The 9,044-nt window shown below is 72.0% G+C and carries 5 protein-coding genes; 2 read left to right on the forward strand and 3 right to left on the reverse strand.

The window, feature by feature from the left end; genetic code table 11:
- The 3 genes from mfd to CCN42_RS10915 form a co-directional block, all read right to left on the reverse strand.
- Nucleotides 1-2,799: transcription-repair coupling factor (mfd, locus tag CCN42_RS10905; protein ID WP_086734954.1), on the reverse strand; the 2,799-nt coding region annotated here is incomplete at its 3' end.
- A 324-nt stretch (nt 2,800-3,123) separates the two neighbouring features.
- A complete protein-coding gene (locus CCN42_RS10910; protein ID WP_086734956.1) occupies nt 3,124-5,703 on the reverse strand; it encodes an ABC transporter permease in 2,580 nt (859 codons plus the stop codon).
- Nucleotides 5,700-6,488, reverse strand: coding sequence for an ABC transporter ATP-binding protein (locus CCN42_RS10915; protein WP_086734957.1), 789 nt, complete (start codon nt 6,486-6,488; stop codon nt 5,700-5,702). The genes CCN42_RS10910 and CCN42_RS10915 overlap by 4 nt, the downstream gene beginning before the upstream one ends.
- A 458-nt stretch (nt 6,489-6,946) precedes the next feature.
- Here CCN42_RS10915 and CCN42_RS10920 point away from each other — a divergent pair, with 458 nt between their 5' ends.
- Both CCN42_RS10920 and CCN42_RS10925 read left to right on the forward strand, forming a co-directional pair.
- Nucleotides 6,947-8,485 carry an MFS transporter gene (locus tag CCN42_RS10920; RefSeq protein WP_245877231.1) on the forward strand — a complete coding sequence of 513 codons (1,539 nt, stop codon included), beginning with the start codon at nt 6,947-6,949 and terminating at the stop codon, nt 8,483-8,485.
- A gap of 62 nt (nt 8,486-8,547) precedes the next feature.
- Nucleotides 8,548-9,033, forward strand: coding sequence for a GNAT family N-acetyltransferase (locus CCN42_RS10925; RefSeq protein WP_086734959.1), 486 nt, complete (start codon nt 8,548-8,550; stop codon nt 9,031-9,033).
- Nucleotides 9,034-9,044 lie beyond the last annotated feature (11 nt).

Consider the following 9,044-nt stretch of genomic DNA (forward strand, 5'->3'; position numbering starts at 1 on the left):
GCCCCGGCCGACCCGGCCGCGCAGCTGGTGCAGCTGGGACAGGCCGAAGGTGTCGCCGCGCTCCACGATCAGGGTGTTGGCGTTGGAGATGTCGATGCCGGACTCGACGATCGTCGTCGACACCAGCACGTCGAACTTCTTCTCCCAGAAGTCGACGACGACCTGCTCCAGGGCCGACTCCGACATCTGGCCGTGCGCGGTGGCGATCCGCGCCTCGGGCACGATGTCCCGCAGCCGGGCCGCCGCGCGGTCGATCGACTCGACCCGGTTGTGGATGTAGAAGACCTGGCCCTCGCGCAGCAGCTCGCGGCGGATCGCCGCGCCGATCTGCTTCTCCTCGTACGGCCCGACGAAGGTGAGCACCGGGTGCCGTTCCTCCGGCGGGGTGGTGATCGTGGACATCTCGCGGATGCCGGTGACCGCCATCTCCAGGGTGCGCGGGATCGGTGTCGCGGACATCGTCAGCACGTCCACGTTGGCCCGCAGCTTCTTCAGCTGCTCCTTGTGCTCGACGCCGAAGCGCTGCTCCTCGTCGACGATGACCAGCCCGAGGTCCTTGAACTTGGTCTCGGAGGAGAACAGCCGGTGGGTGCCGATGACCACGTCCACCGAGCCCTCGCGCAGGCCCTCCAGGACCGCTTTGGCCTCGGTGTCGGTCTGGAAGCGGGAGAGCGCCTTCACGTTCACCGGGAACTGCGCGTACCGCTCGCTGAACGTCCCGAAGTGCTGCTGCACCAGCAGTGTGGTCGGCACCAGCACGGCGACCTGCTTGCCGTCCTGGACGGCCTTGAAGGCGGCGCGGACGGCGATCTCCGTCTTGCCGTAGCCGACGTCGCCGCAGATCAGGCGGTCCATGGGGACCGTCTTCTCCATGTCCTCCTTGACCTCGGCGATGGTGGTGAGCTGGTCGGGGGTCTCCGCGTAGGGGAAGGCGTCCTCCAGCTCGCGCTGCCACGGGGTGTCCGGCGCGAAGGAGTGCCCGGGGGCGGCCATGCGGGCGCTGTAGAGCTTGATCAGGTCGGCGGCGATCTCCTTGACGGCCTTCTTGGCGCGCGCCTTGGTCTTGGTCCAGTCGGCGCCGCCGAGCCGGTGCAGGGTGGGCGCCTCGCCGCCGACGTACTTGGTGATCTGCTCCAGCTGGTCGGTGGGGATGTACAGCCGGTCGCCGGGCTGGCCGCGCTTGGCGGGGGCGTACTCCACCACCAGGTACTCGCGGGTGGCGCCCTGCACGGTGCGCTGCACCATCTCGATGTACCGGCCGACGCCGTGCTGCTCGTGGACGATGTGGTCGCCCGGCTCCAGGGTGAGCGGGTCGATCGTCTTGCGGCGCCGCGCGGGCATGCGGGTGCCGTCCCGGCCGGCCGCCTTCTGCCCGGACAGGTCGGTCTCGGTGAGCACCGCGAGCCTCAGGCCGGGGTCGACGAAGCCGTGGTCGATGGAACCGCACGCCACGTGCACCACCGACGGGGTGAGCTCGGCGAGGTCGGTCTCCAGGCGGGCGGCGATGCCCTCCCCGCCGAGCACCTCGACGGTGCGGGCGGCCGGGCCGTGGGCCTCGGTGACGTAGACCGTGCGCCAGCCGTCGGCGAGCCAGCCCTTGGTGTCGGCGAGCGCCTTGGCGGTGTCCCCGCGGTAGGTGTCGGGGGCGCGCATGCCGAGCTTGAGGGTGTCGGCCTCCTCCAGGGCGTCGTCCGCGGCGAACGGCGACACCGACCACCACATGATGTCCAGCTCGCGCGCGCGGTCGCGGACGTCGGCGATGGACCACAGGGAGGCCGCGCCGACGTCGATGGGCGCCTCGCCGCCGCCCGCGGTGGCCGCCCAGGACGCCTGGAGGAACTCCTGCGAGGTCGCGACGAGGTCGGAGGCGCGGGTGCGCACCCGCTCCGGGTCGCAGACGACGGCCATCGAGCCCTTGGGCAGCACGTCGAGCAGCAGCTCCATGTCGTCGACGAGGACGGGGGCCAGCGACTCCATGCCCTCCACGGCGATGCCCTCGGCGATCTTGCCGAGGAGTTCGCCCAGCTCCGGGTGTTGTTCGGCGAGCGCGGCGGCCCGCTCCCGGACCTCCTGCGTCAGCAGCAGCTCGCGGCAGGGCGGGGCCCACAGGCCGTGCTCGGCGACCTCCAGGGAGCGCTGGTCGGCGACCTTGAAGTAGCGGATCTCCTCGACGTCGTCGCCCCAGAACTCGATGCGCAGGGGGTGTTCCTCGGTGGGCGGGAACACGTCGAGGATGCCGCCGCGGACGGCGAACTCGCCGCGCTTCTCGACCAGCTCCACGCGCGCGTAGGCGGCAGCGGCGAGGGCTTCCACGACCTCGTTCAGATCCGCCGTCCCGCCTGACCTGAGCGCCACCGGTTCCAGGTCGCCGAGGCCCTTGACCTGCGGCTGGAGCACGGAGCGGACGGGCGCGACGACGACCTGGACCGGGCCGGTCTCCGGGTCGTCGGGGCTGGGGTGGGCCAGGCGGCGCAGCACGGCGAGCCGGCGGCCCACGGTGTCGCTGCGCGGGGAGAGGCGCTCGTGCGGCAGGGTCTCCCAGGACGGGTACTCCACGACGCCGTCCGGCGGCAGCAGGGAGCGCAGCGCCGCGGCCAGGTCCTCGGCCTCGCGGCCCGTGGCCGTGACCGCGAGCACGGGGCGGGCGGACTCGCGGGCCAGCGCGGCGATCGCGAAGGGGCGGGCCGCCGGAGGGCCGACCAGGTCGACGTGCATCCGGTTGCCGTCCGCGGCCGCCTTGATCGCTTCCGCGAGTGCGGCGTCCTTGACGACGGCGTCGAGCAGACCGTGCAGGCTCATGGAGGGGCTATCCGTTCCGGTGATGGGCAACGCGAATCGCCCGACGCGTGATACGGCCGGGGGTCCCCAGCCTACGTACGGCCGGGAGGTCTCCAGCCTACGACGGTGCGCCGACAGCCGCCGGACCCGTGGACGACGGGCCCCGCTGTGGACAACGCCGTCCCCCGAACGAGGCCCGGTCCCACGGCCGGGCCCGGTCACGGCCCGCTCCGCCCGCGCACAGTGAAGCGCCCGGTGCCGGGAAGCGGATCTCCGCTCCCCGGCACCGGGCGTACCCCCGCGACCCCCGTACGCGAGGGCGGACCATGGGCACTGATGGGCGGGCTAGTCGGTGGCGATGGCGTTCAGGACGTTCATGCGGCCCGCGCGGAACGCCGGGATCAGTGCCGCGAACAGGCCCACGAAGGCCGATCCGACGAACACCCCGCCGATCGTCGGCCACGGGATGTCGAGGACCTTCAGGCCCTCCAGGGCGAGCAGCTGCTGCGCGGTGGCGCCCCACACCATGCCGAGCCCGAGGCCGAGCAGCGCGCCGAACAGGGCGATGACCACCGACTCCAGGCGGATCATCCGGCGCAGCTGACGGCGCGAGAGGCCGATCGCCCGCATCAGGCCGATCTCCCGGGTGCGCTCGACGACCGACAGCGCCAGGGTGTTCACCACACCCAGGATCGCGACGATGATCGCGAGGCCCAGCAGGCCATAGATCATGTTCAGCAGCTGGCCGACCTGGTCCTTCAGGGCCTCCTTGTAGTCGGTCTGGTCCCGGACCTGGTACTGCGGGAAGTCGTGCAGCGCCGTCTTGAGCGCCTGGTAGGCAGCTTCCTGCTGGCCCTCCTTCGCCGTGGCGAAGACGAGGATGTCGAGCGGCATGTCCTCGGCCGGCACGTACTTCGCGACGGTGGTGATCGAGGCGTACATCGCGCCCTTGTCGACGACGACCTCGTCACTGGTGATCGCGCGGACCGTGAGGGTCGCGGTGGTGCCGTCCTTGAAGTCGACCTTCACCGGCGAGCCGATCTTGATGCCGTGCTCCTCGGCGAAGCCCTCGAAGACGGACATCGAGTCGGGCCGGTAGGCGTTGGCGAGGTCGCCGGCCACCGTCTTGGTGCGCACGTCCTCGGCGTAGGAGGGGTCGGCTGCGTTGATCGTCTCGTTCTTCGACCGCTCGCCGTCGGGGGTGATCAGATCGGCGTCGAGGATCTTGTACTCGGTGACCCGCTCCAGCCCGTCCACCGACTTCACGGCCCGCACGGCCTGCTCGGTGATCGGCTGGGTCTGGTCGTTCTGGATGATGAAGTCGGTGCCGACGGTCTTGTCGAGCTGGTCGGTCGCCGAGGCGACCATGGAGGAGCCGACCACCGACAGGCACGCCACCAGGGCGAGGCCGATCATCAGCGCGGCGCCGGTGGCGCCGGTGCGGCGCGGGTTGCGCAGCGCGTTGCGTTCGGCCATCCGTCCGACCGGCCCGAAGGCCCGCAGCAGGACGACGCTGAGCACCCGCACCACGCCGGCGGCGAGCACCGGTCCGACGACCACGAACCCGATCAGGGAGGCCACCACGCCCAGGCCCAGCCAGAGCGAGCCGTCGCTCGCCTGGTCGGCGGCGGTCGCCAGGTAGAGGGCGTAGCCGCCGGCGCCGGTCAGCAGCAGCCCGAGCACGGCGCGCACGACGCCGGCCTTGGCGTCGGCGGGGGTGCCCGCGTCGCGCAGCGCGGCCATCGGGGAGATGCGGCCGGCGCGGCGGGCCGGGAGGTAGGCGGCGAGGACGGTGACGACGACGCCGAGGACCAGGCCGAGCACCGGGGTCGTCCAGGCGATCGTCAGGTCGTCGGTGGACAGTTCCATGCCCATCTGGCCCATGAGCTTCATGAGCCCGACCGCCAGGCCGACGCCCGCGGCGACGCCGAGCACCGAACCGACGACGCCGAGCAGCAGGGCCTCGACCAGCACGGACCGGTTGACCTGCTTGCGGCTGGAGCCGATGGCCCGCATCAGGCCGATCTCGCGGGTGCGCTGGGCGACCAGCATGGAGAAGGTGTTGATGATCAGGAAGATGCCGACGAGGAAGGCGATCCCGGCGAAGCCGAGCATCGCGTACTTCAGGACGCCCATGAAGTCGCCGACCTCCTCGGCGTTGGCGTCGGCGACCTCCTGGGCGGTCTGCACCTTGTAGGCGCCGTCGAGCGCGGCGGAGACGTCCTTCTTCAGCCGGTCGTCGGTGACGCCGCTCTCGGCGGTGACGTTGACGTTGGTGTAGACGCCGGTCTCGCCGACCAGCGTCCGCTGGGCGGTCTCGGTGTCCAGGTAGAACATCGCGGCACCGGGGTTGGTGACGGTGAAGTCGGCGAAGCCGGAGATCTTCGCCCGATGGGTGCCGACGGCCGTGATGACGCCCAGTTCGTCACCGAGCTCCAGGCCGTGCTTGTCGGCGGTGTCCGCGTCGACCATGATCTGGCCGGCGTTCCTCGGGGCCGCGCCGGAGGTGATCTCCATGGTGCGGGCGTCGTTGGTGTTCCAGTTGCCGACGATGGTCGGGGCGCCGCTGGACGGCGAGAGGCTGTCCTTGTCGGCGTCGACGACGGTCACCGAGGTCGAGAAGACGGTCCCCTCGGCCGACTTCACGCCCCGCACGCCCTGCACCTCGTCGAGGACGGCGGCGGGCATCACGGGCGGCTTGCCGTTGCCGGAGGTGGTCTCGCCGGTGTCCGAGGACTTCTTGGCGCTGACCGTGACGTCGGAGGAGGTGGCGGCGAACAGCTTGTCGAACGTCGTGTTCATGGTGTCCGTGAACACCAGCGTGCCGCACACGAACGCCACCGACAGCAGCACCGCCACGGCCGACAGGGCCATGCGCCCCTTGTGCGCGAGGAAGTTGCGCATCGAGGTCTTCAGCACGGTCATGACGTACGCCCCCGGGCGTCGAAGTCCTTCATGCGGTCCAGGACCTGCTCGGCGGTCGGGTTGTACATCTCGTCGACGATCCGCCCGTCGGCGAGGTACAGCACGCGGTCCGCGTAGGAGGCGGCCACCGGGTCGTGGGTGACCATCACGATGGTCTGGCCCAGGTCGCTGACCGAGCGGCGCAGGAAGCCGAGGACTTCGGCGCCCGCGCGGGAGTCGAGGTTCCCGGTCGGCTCGTCACCGAAGATGATCTCGGGGCGGGCGGCCAGGGCGCGGGCCACGGCGACGCGCTGCTGCTGGCCGCCGGAGAGCTGGGTCGGCCGGTGCTTGAGCCGCCCGGCGAGACCGACGGTGTCCACCACGCGGTCCAGCCAGTCCTGGTCGGGCTTGCGGCCGGCGATGTCCATGGGCAGCGTGATGTTCTCGATCGCGTTCAGCGTCGGCAGCAGATTGAACGCCTGGAAGATGAACCCGATCCGGTCCCGCCGCAGCTGGGTGAGCTTCTTGTCCTTCAGGCCGGTGATCTCGGTCTCGTCCAGGTAGATCTGACCGGACGTCACGGTGTCGAGCCCGGCGAGGCAGTGCATCAGGGTGGACTTGCCGGACCCGGAGGGGCCCATGATCGCGGTGAACTGGCCGCGGGCGATGTCCACGTCGACATGGTCGAGGGCGACGACGCGGGTCTCCCCGGCTCCGTAGGCCTTGACGACCTGCCGCGCCCGCGCGGCAACGGCCGTACGCCCTCCAGTGCCCCCGTGCCTGGGAATGGTCACAGCCGATGTCACGGTATGTCTCCTATGTCGGTCAACTGGTGGTCGCGCTGATCCGGTGATCCGGTCGTCCGGTCGTCCGTCGGTCCGGTCGTCCGCCGGTCCGTCGGACTCGCACGAAGTGGTTACGCGAATGAGTCTCGCGGTCGGAGGGGGTGCGGTTCGATGGTGCTCGGCCCCCTCCTCTACGGGGGAAAACCCCACCCCCCGAGCTGCGGTACGCCGGTGCCGGCGGCGCCCTCAGCGGCGTAAAGCCAGGTTAAGGACGACCCCCGCCCCGTCTCGTCCTCCGCCGGGACGAAGCCTCCCCGGGCCGATGTACGGAGGAACCCCTAGGGGCCGTCCACCGGCAGGCGGACTCCGCCTCGGGGTCGCCGTCCGCCCTTCGGACCACCCAGGCTGCACCCTCCCGCTGCGTCAGGGGCAAGTGCGAAGCTGTGCTGCGGCAGATAGGTGCAAGGGGAAGGAATCTTGTGAGCCAGGGGGACACCGAGCCGGCGAGCCAGCGCGGCACCGGCGCACGCGCGGCGGACACCGCCGGCCGCACGCACGACACCCGGGGCCGCGGCGCCGTCGTCGCCGCGCTGATGCTCTCCATGGCGCTCGCCGCGCTCGACTCCACGATCGTCTCCACCGCCGTGCCGCAGATCGTCGGCGACCTCGGCGGCTTCTCCGTCTTCTCCTGGCTGTTCTCCGGCTATCTGCTCGCCGTCACCGTCAGCCTCCCGGTGTACGGCAAGCTCTCCGACACCTTCGGCCGCAAGCCGGTGCTGATCGTCGGGGCGGCCGTCTTCCTCCTCGGCTCGCTGCTGTGCGCGCTGGCCTGGAACATGGCCGCGCTCATCGCCTTCCGCGTCGTCCAGGGCCTGGGCGGCGGCGCCCTCCAGGGCACGGTGCAGACCCTCGCCGCCGACCTCTACCCGCTCGAGGAACGCCCGAGGATCCAGGCCAGGCTGTCCACCGTGTGGGCGGTCTCGGCGGTCGCCGGACCCGCGGTGGGCGGCCTGCTCGCCGCCTACGCCGACTGGCGCTGGATCTTCCTCGTCAACCTCCCCGTCGGCTCGCTCGCGCTGTGGCTGATCGTCCGTCACCTCCACGAGCCGCAGCGGGCGAAGACCGCGCCCCGCGCGCGCGTGGACTGGGCGGGCGCCCTCGCGGTGTTCGCCTGCGGCGGGGTGCTGCTCACCGCGCTGGTGCAGGGCGGAGTGGCCTGGCCGTGGTGGTCGGCGCCGTCCCTGGCACTGTTCGGCACCGGCCTCGCGCTGGTGGCGGTGGTGGTGCTGGTGGAGCGCCGGGCGGCCGAGCCGATCATCCCCGGCTGGGTCTGGCGGCGCCGCACGATCGCGGCCGTCAACCTGGCCCTGGGCGCGCTGGGCCTGCTGATGGTGGCCCCCGCGGTGTTCCTGCCGACGTACGCCCAGTCGGTGCTCGGCCTCGGCCCCGTCGCCGCCGGATTCGTGCTCTCCGTATGGACGCTCAGCTGGCCGGTGTCGGCCGCGCTCAGCCAGCACGTGTACCGCAGGATCGGCTTTCGCGACACGGCCATGCTGGGCATCGGCACCGCCGCCCTGATCCTCGCCGCGTTCCCGCTGCTGCCCTACCCGGGCGAGGCCTGGCAGCCGACGCTGCTGATGCTGCTGCTCGGCGCCGCCCTCGGACTGTTCCAGCTGCCGCTGATCGTCGGCGTGCAGTCGACGGTCGGCTGGGCCGAACGCGGCACCACCACCGCGTCGGTGCTGTTCTGCCGGCAGACCGGCCAGACTCTCGGCGCCACCCTCTTCGGCGCGATCGCCAACGGCGTGCTGGCCGCACGCATCGGCGGCGCCGGCGACCTCGACACCGTCGCCCGCGGCCTGGACAGCGCCGCCGCCGCCGAGACCACCCGCCGGGCGACCGCGGACGCGGTGCACGCCGTGTACCTGGGCGCGGCGGGAGCGGCGGCACTGGCCTTCCTGGTCCTGCTGCTCCTCGCCCCGCGCCGCTTCCCGGTCCGCACGGAGGACCCGGCCTGACCGCACCCCGCCCGCCGGAAAACCAGGTGCCCCGCGGCGGCGTCCGGTCATACGCTCGGCGGATGGTGACCTTGGAGCGGCTGCGGGCCGGGCATGCGGAGGCGTTGCTGGGCTTCGAGCGGGAGAACCGGGAGTACTTCGCCCGCGCGGTGCCCGACCGCGGTGACGCGTACTTCGCCGAGTTCACCGACCGCCTCCGCGCGCTGCTCGCCGAACAGGCCGCCGGGATCTGCCACTTCCACGTCGTCCTGGACGCGGACGGGCGGCTGGTCGGCCGGGTCAACCTGGTCGACGTCGCGGACGGCACGGCCGAACTCGGCTACCGCGTGGGGGAACGCGCCGCGGGCCAGGGCGTCGCCACCGCGGCGGTACGGCTGGTGTGCGAGGAGGCGGCCACGGCGTACGGGCTGCGCGCGCTCACCGCGGTCACCACGCTGGACAACGCCGCCTCCCGTGCCGTACTGCGGCGCTGCGGGTTCACCGAGGCGGGCTCCCTGACCGTCGACGGCCGACCCGGACTCCGCCACCGACGCGCACTCCTGCCCTAGGCCGTGTCCGC

The sequence above is a fragment of the Streptomyces glaucescens genome (assembly GCF_002154375.1).
In the GTDB taxonomy this organism is placed as follows: Bacteria; Actinomycetota; Actinomycetes; order Streptomycetales; family Streptomycetaceae; genus Streptomyces; species Streptomyces glaucescens.

What these genes read in the sequence shown, in the direction of transcription:
- CCN42_RS10910 (WP_086734956.1), bottom strand. Translation starts at nt 5,703, where the DNA reads ATGACCGTGCTGAAGACCTCGATGCGCAACTTCCTCGCGCACAAGGGG.
- CCN42_RS10925 (WP_086734959.1), top strand. Translation starts at nt 8,548, where the DNA reads ATGGTGACCTTGGAGCGGCTGCGGGCCGGGCATGCGGAGGCGTTGCTG.